24 protein-coding genes are annotated in these 20,218 nt (G+C 22.5%); 6 read left to right on the top strand and 18 right to left on the bottom strand.

Annotated elements, in window-relative coordinates:
- Nucleotides 1–108 precede the first annotated feature (108 nt).
- The 7 genes from SDAV_RS01200 to SDAV_RS11530 all read right to left on the bottom strand — a co-directional run bounded on the left by SDAV_RS01200 (nt 109) and on the right by SDAV_RS11530 (nt 2,426).
- Nucleotides 109–651 carry a recombinase RecT gene (locus SDAV_RS01200; RefSeq protein WP_114564234.1) on the bottom strand — a complete coding sequence of 181 codons (543 nt, stop codon included), beginning with the start codon at nt 649–651 and terminating at the stop codon, nt 109–111.
- A 1-nt stretch (nt 652) separates the two neighbouring features.
- A complete protein-coding gene (locus tag SDAV_RS01195) occupies nt 653–1,423 on the bottom strand; it encodes a hypothetical protein (protein ID WP_114564233.1) in 771 nt (256 codons plus the stop codon).
- Nucleotides 1,423–1,656, bottom strand: coding sequence for a pentapeptide repeat-containing protein (locus tag SDAV_RS01190; RefSeq protein ID WP_114564232.1), 234 nt, complete (start codon nt 1,654–1,656; stop codon nt 1,423–1,425). The genes SDAV_RS01195 and SDAV_RS01190 overlap by 1 nt, the downstream gene beginning before the upstream one ends.
- A 1-nt stretch (nt 1,657) precedes the next feature.
- Nucleotides 1,658–1,795 carry a hypothetical protein gene (locus SDAV_RS11695; RefSeq protein WP_186823429.1) on the bottom strand — a complete coding sequence of 46 codons (138 nt, stop codon included), beginning with the start codon at nt 1,793–1,795 and terminating at the stop codon, nt 1,658–1,660.
- Between the two features lies 1 nt (nt 1,796).
- Nucleotides 1,797–1,967: a hypothetical protein gene (locus tag SDAV_RS11690; RefSeq protein WP_186823428.1), complete on the bottom strand. Its 171-nt coding sequence runs from the start codon at nt 1,965–1,967 to the stop codon at nt 1,797–1,799.
- 13 nt (nt 1,968–1,980) lie between these two features.
- Nucleotides 1,981–2,154 (bottom strand): hypothetical protein, encoded by a 174-nt coding sequence (locus tag SDAV_RS11685; protein WP_186823427.1) that lies wholly within the window; start codon nt 2,152–2,154, stop codon nt 1,981–1,983.
- 83 nt (nt 2,155–2,237) lie between these two features.
- Nucleotides 2,238–2,426: a hypothetical protein gene (locus tag SDAV_RS11530; protein ID WP_151202493.1), complete on the bottom strand. Its 189-nt coding sequence runs from the start codon at nt 2,424–2,426 to the stop codon at nt 2,238–2,240.
- A 451-nt stretch (nt 2,427–2,877) separates the two neighbouring features.
- Here SDAV_RS11530 and SDAV_RS01185 point away from each other — a divergent pair, with 451 nt between their 5' ends.
- From SDAV_RS01185 to SDAV_RS01165, 5 genes are all read left to right on the top strand, one after another.
- The gene (locus SDAV_RS01185) at nt 2,878–3,792 is read left to right on the top strand and encodes an ABC transporter ATP-binding protein (RefSeq protein WP_114564231.1); all 915 of its coding nucleotides are present in this window, start codon (nt 2,878–2,880) and stop codon (nt 3,790–3,792) included.
- Nucleotides 3,785–4,621 carry a hypothetical protein gene (locus tag SDAV_RS01180; protein ID WP_114564230.1) on the top strand — a complete coding sequence of 279 codons (837 nt, stop codon included), beginning with the start codon at nt 3,785–3,787 and terminating at the stop codon, nt 4,619–4,621. Before SDAV_RS01185 ends, SDAV_RS01180 begins: the two co-directional genes overlap by 8 nt.
- A 40-nt stretch (nt 4,622–4,661) precedes the next feature.
- Nucleotides 4,662–5,576 (top strand): ABC transporter ATP-binding protein, encoded by a 915-nt coding sequence (locus SDAV_RS01175; protein WP_114564229.1) that lies wholly within the window; start codon nt 4,662–4,664, stop codon nt 5,574–5,576.
- Nucleotides 5,569–6,405: a hypothetical protein gene (locus SDAV_RS01170; protein WP_114564228.1), complete on the top strand. Its 837-nt coding sequence runs from the start codon at nt 5,569–5,571 to the stop codon at nt 6,403–6,405. The genes SDAV_RS01175 and SDAV_RS01170 overlap by 8 nt, the downstream gene beginning before the upstream one ends.
- A 1,226-nt stretch (nt 6,406–7,631) precedes the next feature.
- The gene (locus SDAV_RS01165) at nt 7,632–8,252 is read left to right on the top strand and encodes a hypothetical protein (RefSeq protein ID WP_245938440.1); all 621 of its coding nucleotides are present in this window, start codon (nt 7,632–7,634) and stop codon (nt 8,250–8,252) included.
- Nucleotides 8,253–8,807: 555 nt separating this feature from the next.
- Here SDAV_RS01165 and SDAV_RS01160 read toward each other — a convergent pair.
- Both SDAV_RS01160 and SDAV_RS01155 read right to left on the bottom strand, forming a co-directional pair.
- Nucleotides 8,808–10,136 (bottom strand): Mbov_0401 family ICE element transposase-like protein, encoded by a 1,329-nt coding sequence (locus SDAV_RS01160; RefSeq protein WP_114564227.1) that lies wholly within the window; start codon nt 10,134–10,136, stop codon nt 8,808–8,810.
- A 200-nt stretch (nt 10,137–10,336) separates the two neighbouring features.
- On the bottom strand, nt 10,337–10,792 hold the full coding sequence (locus SDAV_RS01155) for a hypothetical protein (protein WP_114564089.1): 456 nt from the start codon (nt 10,790–10,792) through the stop codon (nt 10,337–10,339).
- A gap of 159 nt (nt 10,793–10,951) precedes the next feature.
- Here SDAV_RS01155 and SDAV_RS01150 point away from each other — a divergent pair, with 159 nt between their 5' ends.
- Nucleotides 10,952–11,473 carry a lipoprotein gene (locus SDAV_RS01150; RefSeq protein ID WP_114564226.1) on the top strand — a complete coding sequence of 174 codons (522 nt, stop codon included), beginning with the start codon at nt 10,952–10,954 and terminating at the stop codon, nt 11,471–11,473.
- Between the two features lie 37 nt (nt 11,474–11,510).
- Here the strand turns inward: SDAV_RS01150 and SDAV_RS01145 are convergent, their stop codons facing one another.
- From SDAV_RS01145 to SDAV_RS01110, 9 genes are all read right to left on the bottom strand, one after another.
- Nucleotides 11,511–11,723, bottom strand: coding sequence for a hypothetical protein (locus SDAV_RS01145; RefSeq protein ID WP_114564225.1), 213 nt, complete (start codon nt 11,721–11,723; stop codon nt 11,511–11,513).
- Nucleotides 11,704–11,985, bottom strand: coding sequence for a hypothetical protein (locus tag SDAV_RS01140; protein WP_114564224.1), 282 nt, complete (start codon nt 11,983–11,985; stop codon nt 11,704–11,706). The genes SDAV_RS01145 and SDAV_RS01140 overlap by 20 nt, the downstream gene beginning before the upstream one ends.
- A gap of 16 nt (nt 11,986–12,001) precedes the next feature.
- Complete coding sequence (locus SDAV_RS01135; protein WP_114564223.1) at nt 12,002–13,633, bottom strand: hypothetical protein; 1,632 nt, start codon at nt 13,631–13,633, stop codon at nt 12,002–12,004.
- 15 nt (nt 13,634–13,648) lie between these two features.
- Nucleotides 13,649–14,251: a hypothetical protein gene (locus tag SDAV_RS01130; RefSeq protein WP_114564222.1), complete on the bottom strand. Its 603-nt coding sequence runs from the start codon at nt 14,249–14,251 to the stop codon at nt 13,649–13,651.
- Between the two features lie 878 nt (nt 14,252–15,129).
- Nucleotides 15,130–15,744 carry a type II toxin-antitoxin system antitoxin SocA domain-containing protein gene (locus tag SDAV_RS01125; RefSeq protein WP_114564221.1) on the bottom strand — a complete coding sequence of 205 codons (615 nt, stop codon included), beginning with the start codon at nt 15,742–15,744 and terminating at the stop codon, nt 15,130–15,132.
- Nucleotides 15,745–15,942: 198 nt separating this feature from the next.
- Nucleotides 15,943–16,065 carry a hypothetical protein gene (locus tag SDAV_RS13845; protein WP_257785689.1) on the bottom strand — a complete coding sequence of 41 codons (123 nt, stop codon included), beginning with the start codon at nt 16,063–16,065 and terminating at the stop codon, nt 15,943–15,945.
- Between the two features lie 143 nt (nt 16,066–16,208).
- Nucleotides 16,209–17,663, bottom strand: a complete 1,455-nt coding sequence (locus SDAV_RS01120; RefSeq protein WP_114564220.1) for a hypothetical protein — start codon at nt 17,661–17,663, stop codon at nt 16,209–16,211.
- A gap of 16 nt (nt 17,664–17,679) precedes the next feature.
- A complete protein-coding gene (locus SDAV_RS01115) occupies nt 17,680–18,606 on the bottom strand; it encodes a phage distal tail protein domain-containing protein (protein ID WP_114564219.1) in 927 nt (308 codons plus the stop codon).
- Nucleotides 18,607–18,615: 9 nt separating this feature from the next.
- Entirely contained in the window at nt 18,616–20,163 is a 1,548-nt protein-coding gene (locus SDAV_RS01110) for a phage tail tape measure protein (protein WP_114564218.1), read from the bottom strand.
- Nucleotides 20,164–20,218: the final 55 nt, after the last annotated feature.

Below are 20,218 nucleotides of genomic sequence, written 5' to 3'. Positions count from 1 at the left end.
TTCTTTAATTTCTTTTTCATCTAAATAAATATCACTAATATCTATTCCTAATTCTTGTGCTAATTTACGATATAATTTTGCTTAAACCATTTCTTTTGGTCATTTATTTTAAGGTGAATATTCACTATTACCACTAGGACTACTATTTTTTAAACGATCAATATCTGCTTTTCTTAATAAAATACCTTGATAATTTCCATTTTTATCTTTTGCAAAAGCATAAGCACCAATAATTTCATTATAATAACTAGTATTTGCATTAAAATTAATTTCATGTATTTTAGGACAAGAATTTATAGCATCTCATTCAAACTTTTCACCTTTAAATATAATTGATTTTCGTGGACTATATCCTGCTTCTTCAATTATTCTACAATAAACTTTACTATCAATAACAGTAGTTAATTTATTTTTAAACGGAATAATATTAAAATCTTTACCAAAAATTAATCCTTTATTACTTAATTTAATAATACCTAATGCTGTTATTTTTGCATTATCAGCATTATTAACTAATTGCATATAATTTTGTCCATTTTTCATTTTTAATTCTTCAAGTGCTAAAATATTTTCTTTTAAATATTTATCATTAACTTTTAATTCATATTTAATAATTGTACCTTTAATATATTGTTGTAATTCATTTATCATTTTATTTCGCTCCTTTAATTTGAATATTTATTCCTTTAATATCAAATACTTTATTATCTGTATTTGTATCTCATTGTGCTTTAATTGTATTTTTAACTAACTTTTCATCAACAATTAAATATTTAATTAATTGTTTTAATTCATATTGATTAGCATTTTCTAAAAAATCATCATCAATCCCTAATACTTCAATATCTTTTATTAATAATTTTTCTTTAATTAAATTAATACCAACTTTTTTTAATTGTATTGGTTCTAATGATTTATCAATTTGCTCAATTTGTTCCATTACACGAATTTGCTCATCTTGAATTTGGTCTATATTAAGACCCATATCTGGTGTTAAACTATTTGCTTTTTCAAGTAATTCTTGTTTTTTTAATTCTTGTTCTTTAAATAATTCATTTTGTTTTTTAATGCGTACTTGATTAATATTATTTTTAATTTCAATTTTATGATTTTCAATATATTTTTCAAAATGAATAATATTAGTATGAATTCGATTGAAATCATCTTTAAATACTTTAATTAATTCTGATGGATCTTTAAAAACAATATCAATTTTACTTACAAGACTAGGAATATCTTTTAAATGTACATCTTGATAACCAGTAGTATTATAATGATTACGATGATTATAAATAAATTCTGCTAATTCTTGACCATTTTCATCAATTCATTTTTTAATATTTAATGCTTTTAAATTTAATTCTTTAAAATCATTACCTTTAATTAAAAATGGGAAATTAACATTTTGAACTATATTAGTCATTATTCATCATCCTCAATAACAGTTAATTGTTCTAATTGTTTCTTAGTGATTTTGATACCTCTTAAATTAGCATCATATAAATCAGCATCTTTTAAATGAGCATAAGATAGATCAGCACCATATAAATCAGTACCTTGTAAATCTAATCATTCGTTTTTTAAATAATTATTTATTTTATTTTGTTCAACAGTAATATCTGTTAAATCTTTAATTAAATCTTGTAATGTTTTCATTTTATAATTCTTCCAAATTCTTTTCCATAATTAATTTTTCAATATAGTCATAAGCACTCTCTTCTGAATAACATTCTTCTAATGCTTCATTAAATAAATCTTCTTCGGTATAAGTATTTCCATTTTCATCTTTTCACATATTATTCACATCCTTGTCATTTAATATTTTCGTTTTCTAAATCAATAATGGTTGTTAATCATTCATTTTCATTTTCAACACTAGCAGTAAGTTTTGCTTCTTTTAATGTATAAAACGATTTAGTTAGAACTTCATTTTCAAATTTCATTACTAATAAGTATCTTTTTTCCATAATTTAATTCCCCCTAATTTTGTTTTCCTAATGCTCAATGTTCATCAGTAATTTCATCTTGTGAAACAAGGTAACTTTTACGCATTAATTCATTTAATTTATTTTCTTGATTACATTTAAAGCAATATCCTCAATATCTTTTTTTAAGACAAGTTTCATTAATATATTTACTTTTATATTCTGTCATTATAATTCCTCCTAGTTTTAACTCGCTGGCACTCACTCCCAAGTGAAAGTGCCGAAGCGAGAATTAGTTATATAAGTATTTATCTATTTATTTACTACGCCATCCGCTTCACTGGGGGCGAGCGGTGGCGGTATGTTAATTGTTCTATATTTTGTATTTTGTAAATATACAACTATTTTTATTTGTTTTCCACCAGACATATATTGTCTTCCTTTTTCCGTTCCTTTTTCAGGGATGCAACGCTCAGTTTTTGAAATTAAATTTACTTGCATCCATATGAAGGACCGAATGCTATCTTTTTTTAAACTCCAACCAACCACACATTTCGCAAATTTAATTATTTAAGTCACTATCTCAATATTTATTGTCGTTCAATATTAGCCTTGGACTTATCACGACTATGGCTTAGTTATTAACCAGTCCCGATTTACCTTTTTTCTCATACACTATTTCAGTACTTGCCTAGGACGGCTGTGGGAATGAGTATAAACTCATGTTCCTATGGAAGCACTTAGTTATTTTAAATAACTGCCCCACTCTGCTATTAAGTTGTTTTTCAAATAAAAAACAACTCTAACAAGAGTTGCTTTTTTACGTGTTCATCGTACAGGATGCCAAGTATAAAAGATTTTCATAATTTTTGAGAAAAAACTAAACAAAGAAAAGTAAAATATATTTTTTATTTTTATGGTAAAATAATTTTGTTTAAAATAATAGAAAGGAATGATTGATTTGGAAATAATATCATTAAAAAATATGACAAAAGAATATAAACCTAATATTGGTTGTTTTAATATTAATATAGCGGTTAAAAAGGGCGAAGTTTATGGATTTCTTGGTCCCAATGGTGCTGGTAAAACAACTGTTATTCGTCAAATGGTAGGATTTATTAAATCGGATAGTGGTACAGGTACTATTTTAGGTTATGATGTGTGAAAAGATACTAAAAATATTATGAAAGATTTAGGCTATTTAGCTGGTGAAGTTAATTTACCAAAATATATGACAGGAATTACTTATTTAAAAACAATTTCTGAAATTAGAAAGGATGTTGATTGAAAATATGTAGAAAAACTAATTGAATATTTTGATTTTGATCCTAAACGGAAAATTAAAAAAATGTCAAAAGGAATGAAACAAAAAGTAGCTATAATTAGTACTTTTATGCATAAGCCAAAAGTATTAATTTTAGATGAACCAACTTCAGGATTAGACCCCTTAATGCAACAAAAATTTAATACATTAATTAAAAATTTACAAAAAAAAGAGGTAACCATTTTTATGAGTTCACATATTTTTAGTGAAATTGATAATACTTGTGATAAAATAGCAATTATTAAGAAAGGTAAAATTGTATCAGAAGCTAATATTAAAGAAATTAAAAATAATGTTGATAAAATTTATGAATTAAAATTTATATCTATTAATGATTATGATAATTTTATGAATAAAAAATGAAAAATAATTGATAGTAATAAAGTAACAAAAATAATAAAAGTTGAAATCAGTCAAAATAATATAAATAATTTTTTAAAAAAAATAACAGATTATCAACTGGAATATTTTAAAGAATTACCATTTAATTTAGAACAACATTTTATTAAATTTTATGAAAAAGAGGTGACTTTCAATGATTAATTTAAAATTTATAAAATTACAGTTTAAAAATATAAAAATAATTTTAATTATATGATTTATTTTGTTTTTGTTATTAACAATTCTATCGACAACTGTAAAATATTTTAGTCCAGCTACTAATATTAATCAACTTTCAGGTGGTCAAGTTATTAATAATATTATGTATGGTTATTTTTGTGGTCTTATAATGTTTTTTCCATATTCAATAATTGTAACTCAAATTTTATTAACAAAAGAAATTAAAGAAGGTTATTTTGCTTCTTGATTAGTATTGCCTATGTCAAGAAAAACAATTTTAAACTCAAAAATTTTTACATTAATTTCGTCAATTATAATTTTAAATGTTGGTTTTTTATTTTTACAATTAATTTTATTCTCTCTGGTTTACAAAGATTTTAATCAACAAAATCAAATAAATTTAGTTCTTACAAGTTTTTCATTTTTATTTTTATGGATATTATGATCTTTTATTGTTTGAGTTATTTCTTGTTATTTTGATAATTCTGCAATATCTATTTCATTGTTATCATTTATTTCAATATTGTTTTTGTTATTTGGTATTTTATCTTTTGTTGGGGAAAAATTAAGCGGTAGTAACACAAATTTAGAAAAATTAAAATATCTTAAATTTTTAACAATTATTTCATTTTTTAATTCAGCATTAAATTTTACTGATTTACCAAATAATAATTTAAATATTATTATTGCTAATCCATTACAACCTAAAAGTTTAGATTTTTGTTGGCAATTACCAACTATGTTAGTTTTATCAATTGGTTTATTTAACTTAGGAAATTGAATCTTTATTAAAAAAAGTTTATCATTATAATTTCTTTAAAGAATAATTTTGTTTAAAATAATAGAAAGGAATGATTGATTTGGAAATAATATCATTAAAAAATATGACAAAAGAATATAAACCTAATATTGGTTGTTTTAATATTAATATAGCGGTTAAAAAGGGCGAAGTTTATGGATTTCTTGGTCCCAATGGTGCTGGTAAAACAACTGTTATTCGTCAAATGGTAGGATTTATTAAATCGGATAGTGGTACAGGTACTATTTTAGGTTATGATGTGTGAAAAGATACTAAAAATATTATGAAAGATTTAGGCTATTTAGCTGGTGAAGTTAATTTACCAGAATATATGACAGGAATTACTTATTTAAAAACAATTTCTGAAATTAGAAAGGATGTTGATTGAAAATATGTAGAAAAACTAATTGAATATTTTGATTTTGATCCTAAACGGAAAATTAAAAAAATGTCAAAAGGAATGAAACAAAAAGTAGCTATAATTAGCACTTTTATGCATAAGCCAAAAGTATTAATTTTAGATGAACCAACTTCAGGATTAGACCCTTTAATGCAACAAAAATTTAATACATTAATTAAAAATTTACAAAAAAAAGAGGCAACCATTTTTATGAGTTCACATATTTTTAGTGAAATTGATAATACTTGTGATAAAATAGCAATTATTAAGAAAGGTAAAATTGTATCAGAAGCTAATATTAAAGAAATTAAAAATAATGTTGATAAAATTTATGAATTAAAATTTATATCTATTAATGATTATGATAATTTTATGAATAAAAAATGAAAAATAATTGATAGTAATAAAGTAACAAAAATAATAAAAGTTGAAATCAGTCAAAATAATATAAATAATTTTTTAAAAAAAATAACAGATTATCAACTGGAATATTTTAAAGAATTACCATTTAATTTAGAACAACATTTTATTAAATTTTATGAAAAAGAGGTGACTTTCAATGATTAATTTAAAATTTATAAAATTACAGTTTAAAAATATAAAAATAATTTTAATTATATGATTTATTTTGTTTTTGTTATTAACAATTCTATCGATAACTGTAAAATATTTTAGTCCAGCTACTAATATTAATCAACTTTCAGGTGGTCAAATTATTAATAATATTATGTATGGTTATTTTTGTGGTCTTATAATGTTTTTTCCATATTCAATAATTGTAACTCAAATTTTATTAACAAAAGAAATTAAAGAAGGTTATTTTGCTTCTTGATTAGTATTGCCTATGTCAAGAAAAACAATTTTAAACTCAAAAATTTTTACATTAATTTCGTCAATTATAATTTTAAATGTTGGTTTTTTATTTTTACAATTAATTTTATTCTCTCTGGTTTACAAAGATTTTAATCAACAAAATCAAATAAATTTAGTTCTTACAAGTTTTTCATTTTTATTTTTATGGATATTATGATCTTTTATTGTTTGAGTTATTTCTTGTTATTTTGATAATTCTGCAATATCTATTTCATTGTTATCATTTATTTCAATATTGTTTTTGTTATTTGGTATTTTATCTTTTGTTGGGGAAGAATTAAGCGGTAGTAACACAAATTTAGAAAAATTAAAATATCTTAAATTTTTAACAATTATTTCATTTTTTAATTCAGCATTAAATTTTACTGATTTACCAAATAATAATTTAAATATTATTATTGCTAATCCATTACAACCTAAAAGTTTAGATTTTTGTTGGCAATTACCAACTATGTTAGTTTTATCAATTGGTTTATTTAACTTAGGAAATTGAATCTTTATTAAAAAAAGTTTATCATTATAATTTCTTTAAAAATAATTTTGTTTAACAAATTCTAAAATTAATTATTTTTTAATCCAAATCTTATTATAATTCTGTTATTTTTAAAACTAACTTTTGCACATTTTGTAGTTATATTGGTAAAATTGATTTTACTAATATCTATCCTTGGATTTAATTGTTTTATTTTGTCTTTTATTTGTTCTTTTGATGAAAAGTATTATAAGCATCAATTATTGAATTTAAATTAGTAATTTTAATTATTTCTTTACTTAGTAATTTTTTACTAATTGAGAAATTTGTAAAATAGCAAAAATAAAAAAATATTTTATTAAGTATATTATAACACAATTAAAAACGGAAACACAAACATTTTGAACAACAACTGTGTTTCCATAGACATCTTAACATATTTAATTTAACTTGGAATGTGTTTATCAATTATTATAATTTTGTTTGTGGAAATAGCGGTCTGTTATTTCCTTTTTATTTGTTTTTGCAAAGGGGTGATAAAAAAGTATTTTATCAGCACATTTGTGATAGAATTAAAACAACTAAATAAAAAGAAAATGACTCCCATGTCATTCTTCTATACACCTATTAAGGGTCTAACAAACCGCTTAATTGGGGTTAATATATAATTTAACTGAACTTTGCACATTTGTGTTAGCTCTTGGTTAAATTATAACATTTTTTAATTTTTGTGTATAGGTAGAGTGATAAAACAGTCATTTTACCTATTTTTTATTTATGGAAAAATATTATCAAATTCCACAATAGCTATTGTTGTGGTTAGCGTGGAAAAAAAGAAACTAGAAAGGACATGATGATATGCGACGAGCAAGTTATATTGATACAAAAATTGATTATGACCAAAATGATGTTCAAAAAGATCAACGAAGAGAAAAACAATGAAAAATTGAAAACCACCCCGGTCGATTAGTTTAAAAGCAGTGAGAAAAACATTGGAAAAGTGGTTGATTTGAAAACTTAACCAAAGAAAAACAAAAAGAATACAAACTAATTACTAACAAACTAGCTTTATACAATAAAAAGTTTGAATTGGTAAGAGTTCGCCAGGAATGAAAACGTAATTTATACAACAATTTAGATAAAGAAAAACAACGCGAATATAAAAAACGCGTTGAACAAATCAAAAAAGAACACAATTTATAACGGTTTTAAAAAACTTATTTATTAGCGTTGAAATAACCGAAAAGAATATTGATGAGATTATATATACGGTCTCTATGCAGGCGAAAATTGACCCCACACCAACGCCAGTACAACAAAATCTAAGTGAGTTAATTAAAACGACTGATTTAGGTAATATCATCAATAACAATGATGACACTATTTTCTCTGCTGTTAATCAGAAAAACGGCAATGTCATTGATGATTTTTCGCAAATTGAAATAACAAAAAAAGATAATCACTCTTCAACTTTAACCGCGAAAAAATACAGCAAAAGTTATACGAGTTCAGTTGATGTAACTTATAATGTTGTGCCAGCAACAACCGTTGATTTGAAAATTGATGTAACACCAACATCATCCACCGCAACGATAATAAAAGATTATCTTGGTCAAATTGATACAAGTAATCTCACAAACCCAGTTAACACATTCTACTATGCAAATAGTGAAAGTGTTATCACAATGATAAAGCCAACAGCAAGTAGTGTGATAACTGTGATGGTGTATGGTTGTGATGATAAATGAAATAAAATATCACAATCAAGTAATATTGACCCATCAAATGGGATAAAACTTGATGGGTCGCAGTTAGCAACAACAAATGGTAAATATGTTGTTGAACTGTCAGACAACTTGGGACATACCAATGGACTGTATAAAAAAAATAGGGTATAAAAATATAAAGAAATTAAATAAGAATAATTAAACCATTTACTAAAATGGTTTTTTTATTTGAAAAAACCTAAAATAACTAATTGATTCAAAACAAGGACAGCATCTTTATATATTTATAATTTTTAAAATAATAAAAAGTTGTTTCCTTTCTGAAAAAAACCATATTAAATTAAGAAATTAATAAATAATTCACTTACTTACTTAGTAAAGGTGTTGTCCTTGTTTTGTTTCACTTAGTTATATTAATAAATCAATCGTTAAATATTAGATTTCAACATTATGATTAAATGCAGTAAATGCGGAATGCCAAAGCGAATTCATAAAGTTAAACATCGCGGAAAAACAGAATGATTTGAAGATATTTATTATGGTTAATGATTGTATAAATTATTTAAGGGTATTTAGTATATTTAAGAAATTATGGAATAAATAATCCACATACTTAATTTAAAGATACCATGTTTAATTTTATTGTCAACAAATTTTTATATTTTTTTAAATTTAATCACAGCAAAAAATGCATTTTTATTAAAATTATTTAATTTAAAAATAAAATTAATAAAGATGTAAGTTTTGTTGTTCATTTTTATTAAAATTATTATATAAAATACTATTATTTTCTGGTGGTTTTTCTGGTTGTTTAAAATCCTTAATATTATTTCTTAATTTTAGCATACTAGTATTCAATTTATTTTTAACAGTTTTTTCGCTATAAATTCCTTTTTTAGAAAATATGCCCTTACCATAATGGGAAACATCACCCTCCATATGACAACCAATATTATTTCATAATGTTTGATTTTTAATACCCTCTTCGTTATTTTTAATTAAGTTAATTGTTTCTCTTAAAAACTTTTTAGAACTAGGAATAAATGACTCACTTTCTTTTAAACATTGTAATAATTCATAATATTTTCCATTATAAAAATAATCAACAACTTGTTTAAAAGTTTCTTTATTTTCTTTAATTTTTCTTCGGTGGGGTAATAAATCCTTAAATCTTTTTACTAAATGAAATTTGTCTATTGTATAATGAACTTTGTTATTAGGAAAACGATTTGCAATAACTTTTTTAACCCCTTTAATTCAATCTGCTCCATCACCTAAAATCATAATTTCGGTATCATCTTGAATATTATAATTACTTATTATCAAAAGTATTAATTTAACAACAAAACGGGTTAATTTTGTTTTTTTAGAAATATAAATTGGAATATTATCTATTTCGTAAACACCTAACTTATTTGCAATTACATGTCTTTTTTCGGTTGATTTTTCTTGATCATATCCAGTGTGAACGGTAGAAATTAAGGTGTGTTTTTTAATCTTTTTTCCTTCATATCACACTTTCATTTTTAAGTATGTTCCATCCACTTGAATATATAAAGTATGCGGAACATTTATTTTGATATTGGTATCATTAATATAATATTTGTCGTTTGTTGTTGCGTTTTTTATTGTATTTGAAATTGTCATTAAACTAATTTTTGCTTGTTCTAATGCATCTGAAATATCGCGGTATTTTTTATCATCACTTAAAAACAATAAAATTCTTTCTTTGACGTCACTCCCCAGTCTTTGTCATTTTTTAATTCCTAAAAATTTATCTAAAATAAAAATATATTTTTCTTTCCCTGTTATTGGATTAATTTTATAATATCGTCGTCTGCGAAATGTTATTTTACCTTTTAAAGTAATTAATGTTTTTGTTCTTATTTCTTTTACTCGATAATGTTTAAATTTATCATATTTTTGATAATTTTGAAAAATAAGATCATCGTACTTTTCTAACCTATATGCAATTTCTCCAACAGCATATCTATTCAAATCTTCATATATTTTATTAAAAAAGTTTTCCCCATTAATAATATTATTAATATCCATTTTAAAGTTGTTTCCTTTCCTGATTTAAAAATAAATCATCACACACATTAAAATAAACACCTAAAAAAAGCAAGTTATTTTTAACTTGTTTTTCCAATATTTAATTTTTTTAATATTATTTAATACAATTTTGATAATTTTTTGATAACAAATATATTATATCTTAATTTAAAATAAAAAAACAAGATTTTTAATCTTGCTTAATTATTATTTTTTTGTTTATTTTGTAAATTCATTAATGTTTGATAAAATTTTTTAACGACTTTAAAATCTAAATAAAAATCATCATCTTTGTCTTGTTCCTTATATGTTTCTATATTTTCTTTTAAATCATTAGTTATTTTTCCTTTTTCATCAAAATTAACAAATATATAGTCATGATAAAAACTTCCCTCAGGAGTTATTTTAAATTCAATACCTGAAACATTATCATTTTTATCAAGATAAACAGTAAGAATTTGTATTCAAATATCTTGCTTAATTTTTTTGATTTCTTCAAAAAGTTCTAATATGTTGTGGTTTCAATTAATATCTTTAAAAAAACCACTTTTTTCGTCTTCTTCGTTATCATTTTCTTCATTATCATCATCTTTGTATATATTAAATTTATCCATAAAATGTTCTGATTCGGGTTCAAAAATTGCTTGTGGTGCCATATATATAATTAACTTCCTTTCTTAAAATTAAAATTGTTGTTTGATACTTGTTAATATATTATCAAAATAAATATTATTTTTAATAAATAATCATTAAATTTGTATAATTCATTATATAATTTTTATATAAATAAAATATCAAGAAAGGACTGGTTTTTTATGAAAAAATGATTAAGTTTTTTAGGAGAAATTACATTACTAGGAACAAGCACAACAAGTCTAGTTGCTTGTAATACACCACAATATAACGAAGAAGAATTACAACAACTAAAACAAGAAAACCAAATATACACAAATTGCCAAGAAATAAAAGAAAACTTAGAATGAATTTGCCCTCAAGAAAAACCATTTAATACAGTTGATAATAAATGATATTATGTTATCTGTCGTGGCAATGAAAATGATGTTTGAGAAATTGTTAAATTTAATAATAATGAATTTCCAAAACAGAAAATACATTATAAAGGTAAAGAAAAAATAACAATTAATTATGGAAATTTTAGTGGCTTTCAAAGATTAAAAGATTTGTATTTTATTTCTAGAGATTCATTGACAATTAAATATTGGTCTGAAGACAGTGGAAAATATTTTAAAGCAGTTTATCGTTGAAATGGTGATGAGCAAAAATTACCTGATTTAATTGTTGATAATAATGGTAATGTAAAAGTTAATAGTGAATAAAAAAAGCAATTTTTACTAAATTGCTTTTTTAATTTATTTAATTTTCTTTTTCATCATCTTTTTTAATTATGTCATTAATATTATCTTCTTTATTTTCATCTAGCAAAATACATTCATTATTAATTTTTTCTTTTAATTTTAGCATTAGTTTATTAATTTCAGTGAATAAAATTGGCAATCCCAATGTTAAACCGTGAACTATTCAATATGCTAATCGTAGAAAAAATAACTTAGTCTTTTTCTTTTTCATTTTTATTACCATCCTTGTTTTTTTGTCTGATATTTATTTTGTTGTTATTAGCCAATTTATTGTTTATAATTGTAATAACATCTAATTTCGTATTAATATTATTAATTTCAATTTTAATATCGTTTATTTTTTCTTTTAATTCTTTGTTTTCATCTCTAATTTTTTGCTGTTTTTTACTCAAAATAGTTGCCGTTATGCCAGTTGTTCCACCAGTAAAAAGTGATATAACCAAAACAATAATTTCTAAAATAGTCTCATTCATTTTTTTATCCTCCATATTATCAAATTAATGGTTCTCAACTTCCAAACGATAGCAAACCAATAGCGGCTGTTGACACAATACCACGCTGTGCTTTATCTCATGTTTTAAAATCTTTTCATACTCAAAATTTAATCATCCCACCATCATATTTTAATATCGGTGATCATTCTTCTCCACCATTTCAACGATAAACTGCTTTAAAATATTTTCCACTGTCTTCAGACCAATATTTAATTGTCAATGAATCTCTAGAAATAAAATACAAATCTTTTAATCTTTGAAAGCCACTAAAATTTCCATAATTAATTATTATTTTTTCTTTACCTTTATAATGTATTTTCTGTTTTGGAAATTCATTATTATTAAATTTAACAATTTCTCAAACATCATTTTCTTCACCACGCCACACAACATAATATCATTTATTATCAACTTGATTAAATGGTTGTTCGTCTGGTGTCATTTCTTTTAATCTGCTTTTGACATATTTGGCACTGCTTTCTATTTTGTAGGGCATTTCTCTAATTCTTTTGTCTAATTGTGCTGTTTTTTGATCCATTTTTTCCATTTCTTTGGTTCATTTTTTATTGAATTCTTCCTTTTTTTCTTGGGCATATTCGAAAAAATTAATAAAATTGTTAGGGTCTTTGATTGATTGATAACGAATGGGAACGCGTGCGGTATATTCTCAATTAAAGGATTTTATTTTTTCGCCTTTTAAGGGTAAATTAAAACTAAGAATAGGGAATTCATAAATTCCGTCTTTATGTCTTGTGTTTAAGTTATCTTGGGTTAATCTTCCTTTGTCTGTTCATACAAAATATTCGCTAGCACATTTATTTTGATAAATTGCTTGGTATTTAAAATCATTTACTTGATTAATGTTATCGATTATGCCTGTTGCTATTGTTTTTGAATTATCGTTTCAAGTCATGGCACTTTTAATATTTTTTCATGGTTTGTTTTCTTCTTCGTTGGTTTTTTCAAAATAGAATTTATTGTCAATTTCGCTTGGTTCAACTTCGTCAATTTTAGTGTTAATGGGGCATTGTTCTAATAATTCTGTTAATTTTTCAATTTGTTCGCTTTTGTTTTCTCCTAAACTTTCAATAAAATTTTTATTAATATATTGGTAGTTTTCATCTGGGTTGTCTATATCGGGGATTGGATATACTAATGGTGCTTTTGACATATCTATTTTAATTGTTAAAAATATTGTTGTTGTTGTTTCTGCTTGGTTTTTTGCATACGGTATTAAGTCGTTGATATCGTTTGTGGTGTTGTTTTCTACTTTAATCATTCTTCCGCAAATGCTTAAATAAAAAAATGGTATTTCTTTGTTTCCTTTTTTTGTTTTTATTTTTACTTGAATTCCGTTGTCTTCATATTTGAATTCTGCTTCTAAGTTTTCTTGTTCGCCAAATCCGTAAAATAAAAAACCAGTTGAATTGTTATCACATAGTTTTAACATTTCTTCGTTATAATTATCGCTATTACCTAATAAGTTTATAGCGTTTTTATTGCTTAATTCTTTATTAGCATAGTAGGGGATTGTTTGGTTTCTTAATAAAAAATCGTAATATATTGCTTGGTCGCGGTCTGTTAAATAATCTTCTGTATTGTCAAATGTTATAAATCTAAATGCCATTTTTTTACCTCTCTTTTATAAATATTTTTTTTCTAATTTGTTAGATGTTTTATCTCATTCACTATGTAATGCGTTATTAGCAATCATTTTTTTATTCATTGTTTCTTCAATGTTGTTAAAATTATTGCTTAGATCGTTGTTTAGTTTTGTGTGTGGTTTTAAGTCTTCTCAATATTTTTGATTTTCTTTTATATTGTAAATTGTGTTATTTTGTAATTGATAGGTAAATAATTCAATATCATAACTTCATTCTTCGTTTTTAATATCTTCTCATGATAAATTACTTTCATTTAATAATTCGTTTGTTAGTGTTTTAATTTCGTTCTTTTTTGTTCTTAAATTAATATTAAAAATAATTTTTTTAATTGAATTTCCACTGGTTGCTTGTAATTCATATTCTGTATCTTCTTCAATTTCAATAATTCGCCCATAAATTAATATATATGTTTGATTAAAAACAACTTTATTTCCAAGGTGTCTTTTTATTAACTTTTTTTCTTCGTTTAAAAAAATAATATTTTTATCTTTAACAAAAAAACTAGCAAAAAAATCTTGAATAATTCCATCATCACACGCTTCTACATTACAATTAGGAAATGTTTTTAAAACTATTGCCATAATTTAACCACCTTATTATTTTCATTATTATCTAACATAAAAAAACACCAGCCTTAACAATAATAATTAACCCCATCATTTATTGTTGTCGTGATGATACCGTCATTAAAAATATTTGTCAAATAAAAAAAGACAATTTATATTGTCTTTAAAATAATTTATGTTATAATATATACAAATTTGTACTTATTCAGTCGTAACAAATTCCTTAAATATTATGTGAATAATCTTCTTGTCTGCTTGTTTGTGGTTGTCTAGGGGAACTCGGTTATGAGTTAAATTCATTCAAGTAGTTCAACATTATTTATTTACTATAATACGACTGAATAAATACAAATTTTTTTAATTTTAATAATTATAATTACTATTGTTTTATTTTCAATAAGTAATAATTATTACTTATTATCGTGATGATACCGTCATTAAAATTATTTGTCAAATAAACAAATAAAAAAAGAGATATTAAATCTCTTTTTTTTAATAACTATTATATCTAGTTTTCATTCAATAGTTAATTTAAGGGTTAAAAAATAAGTAAAATCCCTTTTGGTTTACGAGTAAAAGCAATAGAACACCATAGATATTCTTACAACTAGAAACATAACTTATTTGTGGTGATGATACCGTCATTAAAATTATTTGTCAAATAAAAAAAGACAATATAAATTATAATAATTATAATTACTATTATTTTAATTTTAAAAAACAAATAAAAATAAAAAAATTAGTTTTTATTCCAGATAAAAACTAACTTTAAAATGGATATTAACAAAAAAGTATGTACATTACTTCTTTTTTTTTCAATAAGTAATAATTATTACTTATTATCGTGATGATACAGTCATTAAAATTATTTGTCAAATATATAAAAATTAAAATTAATTACCATATTTGAATTCCTTGTATAATTTAATTATTTCATCTTTTTCTGATTCATCTAATTCATCGGTGTTTATATCTAACGAAAAATCTAAATCATATGTTTTTTTTCTTTCTTTGACTGCTTTTTTTCAAGCATCTTGCCAAGATTTTGAATAATGAGTATATTCAATAACATCATTTGTTTTTTGAAAGCCTAAATATTCAATAAAAATAGTAGTTATATATTTTAATATTTTTGTTTCTTCTTCTGAAAAATAATCTCAACTAAATTCTTTACAATTATTTTTTTTATCTTCTAAATAAAACTTAATTTTTGTTTCTTCTTCTGTTAAATATTTAAAATATAAAAATTTTCCTTTATATTTTTCTACATAATTAAAAAAACTAATAGGAACAGGGCCCATTTCTCATGCTACAAAATCCATTTTAAAGAAATGGTTTACATATTTTTTGGCTGCTTCTATTTCTAAAGATGCAATAAATTTATATATATATGTTTTAAAAATAAATTTTTTTTTGCAATTAATTAATAAATATAAAACTGCCATTTTTATTTTGTTTGCTTCTATTGGAGATACATTTAAATATTTTGATAACATAGTTTCTTTCATCTAAATCACCTTTTCTTTATTAATTAAATTATATAATAAAAACCTAAAACATGCTATAATTAAATAGCAAGTGATGTTGCGAGTTATTCTAGGTTCTACTTGCAAGTTTAAATAAAGAAAAGAAACCTTGCCAGTCAATAGTCTGTGCGATACTATAAATAAAAAAGAGATTTAATATCTCTTTTTTTATTATTTTTATTATTTATTTGCTAATGCTTTTAAAGCTTCCATTAATTCTTTATGATTATAAATATCTTGTTCTCATTCATCAAATTTAGATTCCAATAATTCATAATCTTTTTTAGTCATTTTCTTTGCCATTTTTATTTATAAAACCTCATTTATAGTAAATCATCTTATTGTTTACCTATATTCTTTCTATTTTTTCTCATTAATTATATAAAATATAATTGCTTGTAAATACCTTTATTACTTGTTTTAAGGGGCATATTAGTTAATAAGTGTTAAAACTTACTTCATAATCTTACTTGGCCGAATATTAGAGTAATTGTGTTTTTATTGCTTTCTAAAATTATCCCAGATAAAATGCTGTTATATTCTTTATTGTTAAATAATAGGGTAAATTTATCTCTTAGTTGTAAATTGTTTAAATTTAAAATATTGTTATCTTTTGTGATATCAAATTTTATGAGGTGTGAGTATTCACTTAACTTAAATTCTTGATTGCTAATAGTTATAATATTTTCTAAGGTAAAGTCTTTTTCTTCTAATTCATAAATTTTATTTTTTATTAAATTATTTTGTAAATTATTATTATTATTTTCATCATAAGAGATTGTATTATTTTTTAATAAGTTTGCTCTTGTGTATTTGTTTGAGTTATTTTTTTGGTAAAAATCAATTCTGTTGATACTTTTTTGGTTTAATTCTTCAATTTCTATATTTGTAATACATTTAATATTATCTTTTACTTTATAATTATTTAATTTGATATCTTCTTGTCCATCTTTGCAAATGTCACAATTTAAAATAAAATTTTTTAAATCAATATTAAATTTTAAAAATATATTTGTTATTTTAAATATTTTGTTAATAAATTGATAACAATTAAATTCTTTTTCTTCATTTTCTTCAAAAAATTTAGGATTATTATTATTTTCATCATTAATTTTTCTATTAAGTTTAATAAAGGGAAGATTTTTATAAATAATTTTTATTAAAGTAAAAAAAATATATCAACTTTTATTTTTATATATGTTGTAAATTTTAAAATCAAAAATAGATTCAATATTTTTAGTAGTAAAGGTATATAAATTTTCATCTTTGTTTTTTTCAATATGAGTAATAATTCCAATATATAATTGATTTTCGTTATTCAAAATACAAACAATGTCTTCAATTTCAACATTAAGATTATAATAATTATAAGCATTAAAAGTTGATAGTTGCGGGGTATAAATATCTAAAAATATCTTATAATTTTCAACAATACAATTATCTTTATAAAATAAAGATCCTTTTTCAAAATCAACTCCAAATATAATTAATTTAGTTCTATTATCTTGATAAATATTTTTATCTTTTTTAATTTCTAATTTTAATAATTCATCTCTTGCTTTTTGTCTTGCTTTTTCTTCTGCTTCTTGTTGTGCTTTATTAATTTCAAGCACAATATTAGATAATTCATCAAGATAATCAATCATTAATTTATAATCAGGAATTTGTAATAATCATTCGGCATGTTGAGGATTTAATTTTACAGCTTCATCAAAATTAATTTTTTCGTCATTAATTTCTTTTGTTAATTCTGATATTTCTTCTTTTAATTCTTGGATTTGTTTTACAATTTCTGCATTTAAAGTATTGTTTTTTAATTTATTAATAATTTCTTTTTTATCTTCTCTAATTGCAATTATTTCGTCACTTCAGTGTCTTTTTGTTGAACTTCCTACACCCATTTAATTTCTCCTTTTTCTAAATTAAAATATATTCTTCAAATTTTTTAATATTAATATTTCCAACTTGTTTGTCTTTTGAAAGGTTAGAAGAATATAAAATATGATAGTTTCCTGGTGGAATTTGAATAAAATTAGTGTATTTAAAATCTTGATATTGATATATGTTGTATGATTTTTCGTTTTTTAAATCAACTTTTATAATGCTTTGAGTTTTTATTCTACTATCTATTATTATTTTTTCATTTTCATTTATTTCAGCATTAATTTTAAGCTCACTTATTAATTTACCATTAATATTTTCTAATTTTAAATATGGGTCTTTTGTGGGACCATTGATTGTTATTAGAGTATCTGATGCTAAATAACTATTATTACTAATTTTAATTTTTTCATTATATTGATTGGTATATTTAATGCGATTTAACTTAAAATAATATTTGTTATTATGTTCATTGTATCTTTTTCCGCTTGTTTTATTTGGTTTAATTTCAAATAATTTATCTTCTTCTTTTTTTCAGTTAGTTAATTGTTCTAAAATAAAATCAACCTCTAAATCATTATTATTATTCAATTCTGTTTTAATAATACTTTTAATAATTACCTCACAATAATATTCCAATTTTGTTTTTTCATTTATTCAAAAACTATAAAATAATAAAAAGGGGGAAGATTTATTATCTAAATTAATATTTAATTTATTAATAAAATCATTAAATTTACCATAGGGATTTGGGTCTATAAATAATAATTTAAAATTTATTTGATTTAAAGAATGCTTACTATTATTTAAAATAAAATTATTATCGATGTTTAAATAATTATTATCAAAATTAATATTTAATCCATTAAATGATAAAATAATGATATTATCTAAATCACATAAATTAATTAAATTATCTTTACTATTACTAATTTTAAAAGTTCTAAATGGTAAATTATACATATTTTCTCCCTATACTCTATTATTTCATTGCCCTATATATTCGAGTATTTTTTCAGCTCGTTCTTTATCATTTTCTCCTTCAATAATAATTGTTGGTTTAAATTCATTTTTATTTTCAATTTTATTATAGTTATTAGTTTGGCTTTCTTGGTTAATGTTTTGTGGTGATTTATTAAATTTATTATATAATCATACCCCACCAGCAGCTAAGGCAGACAAACTAACTAAAACACCATAAAGAATTGGGTGCTTTGCCATTCCTAATAAAAGTGTTTTTAATGAACTAATAACATTTATTATTTTTCCAATTGTGTAAACAACAGCCCCCAAACTTGCTGATATTCCCAAAATAATAAAAATAGTTTTTTTGGTTGTATCATTAAACATATTAAAAAAATTTGTTATTCCTTTAATAATTGGTATTAAACTGACTTCTAAAAAAGAAACCAAAGACTCAAACACGGGTAATAGGGCGGATGCTAAATTCATTTTTGTAATATTAATAACATGTTTAAATTCATTTCATTTTTTATTTAATATTGTTGTTTTGTCAACATTTTCATTTGAAACAATACCTAAATCTTTAATGTTGTTTGTCATTTTTTTAATTTCTTCATCTGATAAGGCAAGCATTGGAATAAGGTTTTTTCCTAACTTAGAACCAAAAATATCCATTATTAAATTATTTTTTTCAGTTTCATCACTTATTTGTTCTAATGATTTTTTTAATTCTAAAAAAATAGTTCCTGTATCTTTTAAAGATCCCTCATTATTTTTAATGTTAATTCCTAATTTATTAAAAGCTTCTGTTGTTTCATTTGATATTCCATAAGAAATAGCACTAATACCTTGTCGTAATTTTTTAAAACTCTTTTCTAATTCTTCGCTAGTAATTCCAGTTCTTTTTGCAATATAACGAAATATTTGTAAGTTTTCTGCTGTTATACCAATTTCTTTTGATGTTTTTTTAAGCTCACCAGCATATTTGGCGGTATCAACAGTTATTTTTGTTAAAATTCCTTTGATTGCTAAAATGGGTATTGTAATATGTGTGCTTAATTTTTTTCCGATTTCTTGACACTTTGTTCCAAATTCTTCAAATTTTTTAAAGGGAATATTTTTTATTTCTTGGGCAGTATTTTTTAATTTCTCATTAAAGTTGTTTAGACTGCGATTAGATGCATCAATATTTATTTTTGTATATTCATATTCTTTATTTAATTTATTTTGTTTTTGTATTAATTTTTCTTTTTCAGCAGTATCACTTGTTTTTGATAATGCTTCTTGTGTTTCTAAAATGGTTTTATTTAATTGATTATATTTTTCAATTAAAAGTTCTTTTTTTTCTGAAATATTATCAATGATATTTTTATATTCATTAAATTTTTCATTTAAAATATCAATTTCATCACCGTTTTTAAATTTTAAATTATTATCAAAATTTTTTAATTTAGATCCTGATAGTTTTATGTTATCGGCTATTTTTTTAAAATTGTTATTTAATTCTAAAACATTACTATCAAGAGTTATGCTCATTCCTTTAATTTCTTTTGCCATAATTAACTATTCCTTTAAAAAAATTTATTAATATCTTGTTGTGTTGCTAATCTTT

This window comes from Spiroplasma phoeniceum P40 (assembly GCF_003339775.1).
Classification (GTDB): domain Bacteria; phylum Bacillota_I; class Bacilli_A; order Mycoplasmatales; family Mycoplasmataceae; genus Spiroplasma; species Spiroplasma phoeniceum.
The sequence above is the reverse complement of the archived record's forward strand: the minus strand, read 5'-3'. Positions and strand labels throughout refer to the sequence as shown.